The sequence below is a fragment of the Haemophilus parahaemolyticus genome (genome assembly GCF_018373095.1).
Lineage (GTDB): Bacteria > Pseudomonadota > Gammaproteobacteria > Enterobacterales > Pasteurellaceae > Haemophilus_A > Haemophilus_A parahaemolyticus_A.
Genome location: NZ_JAHAHT010000155.1, coordinates 1 through 2271 on the forward strand (window position 1 = coordinate 1; position 2271 = coordinate 2271).

General features: G+C 40.2%; 2 protein-coding genes, 1 rRNA gene and 1 pseudogene. All 4 read right to left on the bottom strand.

From position 1 onward, the window contains the following. Positions 1-169, bottom strand: a pseudogene (gene dapD, locus KH943_RS09910) (2,3,4,5-tetrahydropyridine-2,6-dicarboxylate N-succinyltransferase); the annotation flags it as partial. 99 nt (positions 170-268) lie between these two features. Beyond that, a complete protein-coding gene (hflX, locus tag KH943_RS09915; RefSeq protein ID WP_304110419.1) occupies positions 269-1672 on the bottom strand; it encodes a ribosome rescue GTPase HflX in 1404 nt (467 codons plus the stop codon). Position 1673: 1 nt separating this feature from the next. Continuing rightward, positions 1674-1958 carry an RNA chaperone Hfq gene (hfq, locus tag KH943_RS09920; RefSeq protein WP_304110418.1) on the bottom strand — a complete coding sequence of 95 codons (285 nt, stop codon included), beginning with the start codon at positions 1956-1958 and terminating at the stop codon, positions 1674-1676. Positions 1959-2092: 134 nt separating this feature from the next. Continuing rightward, positions 2093-2271: ribosomal RNA gene (locus tag KH943_RS09925) — 16S ribosomal RNA — on the bottom strand; the annotation flags it as partial.

The following is a 2271-nucleotide window of genomic DNA, read 5'->3' on the forward strand; positions in this document are numbered from 1 at the left end:
ATTGATGCGTAACCCATTCGCCGTCAATTTTTTCCGCCACGCGGTAAGTGCCGTTGTCTAACCCTTCGATCACCTCTTCAATTGCTGCACGCGTTTGTGCATCCACAGTTTTTGGAGTGATTTCTGCACGACGTTCGAATGCCGCTTCAATAATTGCTTGTAAAGACATTGTTATGTTCCTTGTAAATAAAATTGTTAAAAATTTAACGAAAAAAGCTCCCTAGTTTTAACATAGAAAGGTGTTTTTTTCTACTAATAAATAGAATATTTAAAACTTTAATTCCCAATTCGCTAATTCCACACATTCTATCAATTCAGGATATTGCTTCGCCCATTTGTTCCATTGAACTTTATTGATTTCAATGTCAATAATGCGATCGCCAAACTCATTAAAATGCTCAGTTTTAATTCCGTGTTTTTGTTTAAAAAGAGTGTACAGATTGCCTGCAGTTGGAGAGAGAAATAACGTTTCTTGCACTAATTCGTTGCGTAACCGTTCACGGATTGCTTCAAAAAGTAGATCGATACCTTCGCCAGATTGAGCAGAAAGGTAAACCGCGGTTACTTTGCCTTCATCATCTTGTTCAACAAAAGGTTGAATGCCATCTAGTTTATCTACTTTGTTATAAATCAAGAGAGTCGGAATATCTGCAGCACCAATCTCTTCCAATACTTGATTTACCGCTTGGATATTTTCATTTTTGCGTTCATCTGCAACATCAATCACATGCAATAAGAGGCTGGCTTCAACAGTTTCTTGCAAGGTCGATTTAAATGCAGAGACTAAATCGTGCGGTAAAAAGCGTATAAAACCGACGGTATCCGCAAGAATTGTTGTGCCCACATCTTGAATTTGCATTCTTCTTAGCGTTGGATCGAGCGTTGCAAAGAGCTGATCAGCAGCATAAACGCCTGCTTGGGTAATTGCATTAAATAGACTAGATTTACCCGCATTAGTATAACCCACAAGTGAAATGGTAGGAATATCCGCTTTCTGGCGAGTTTTGCGATTTTGCTCACGTTGCTTACTCACTTTCGCCAAACGATTTTGCAATTGTTGAATGCGAACTTTAATCAAACGGCGGTCAGTTTCCAACTGAGTTTCACCTGGCCCACGTAAACCAACAGCTCCCCCTTTTTGCTGATCTTGATTACCTAAACGACGTACTAGACGAGTTGCAAGATGCTTAAGCTGAGCCAATTCCACTTGCAATTTTCCTTCGTGACTACGAGCACGTTGGGCAAAAATATCTAAAATTAAGCCTGTTCTATCTACCACTCGGCAATTGCATAGCGATTGTAAATTCCGTGTTTGTGAAGGGCTTAATTCGTGATTAACCAGCACGAGGGTTGCCCCTAAATTTTCGACCGCTTGTTTAATCTCTTCCGCCTTGCCTTTACCGACAAAATAGGTAATATGCGGGCTAGAACGAGAAGTGGTTAGCGTGCTTAAAATTTCTACGCCCGCTGATTCGGCAAGAGTGTGAAATTCAGCCAGATTTTCAGTATCTTTTTGCTGGGAAAGATAGAGATGAACCAGAATTGCTTTATCTGCTTGATGCGAGTATTCAAGGTGTGAATTTTTGGGGTCTTTAGAAAAAGAGAAACCAAGCGGCTGATTTTCATCATCGCTTGGTAAATCATTTTGAGTAAGATTTAAAGTGTTAATAATCTTATTCCGTTACGTTTTCAACAATTTCAACGGTTTGTGTCACTTGCGCTGGGGTATGTGAATTGTGGTTATTGCCGTGAGATATTGCTCGAGCAGGCACCACAGTTGAAATCGCGTGTTTGTAAACCATTTGGCTTACCGTGTTTTTCAATAAAATAACGAATTGGTCGAATGATTCGATCTGTCCTTGTAGTTTGATTCCATTGACTAAATAAATTGAAACTGGAATACGTTCACGACGTAGTGCATTTAAGTAAGGGTCTTGTAATGATTGACCTTTTGCCATATTCATTTCCTCTTTGCTTTTTATTGTTATGTGGAATTCCATTTTTTCGAGCGTAGAACATCAAATTCTACGCTTGAAATATTATCACGTTTCGATTTGGTTCGCTATCATTTTCAGAATGTGGCGCGGATTAAAAAGAAAGCTACCCACTCCAATATTTAGCAAGATTAATCCCAATTAATCCAGAAGAAATAGGTCATCCCGCCAATTACCACCGTGCTGTGCATCAGGCTTTCGCCCATTGTGCAATATTCCCCACTGCTGCCTCCCGTAGGAGTCTGGGCCGTGTCTCAGTCCCAATGTGGCCGATCAC

What these genes read in the sequence shown, in the direction of transcription:
- hfq (WP_304110418.1), bottom strand. Translation starts at nt 1,958, where the DNA reads ATGGCAAAAGGTCAATCATTACAAGACCCTTACTTAAATGCACTACGT.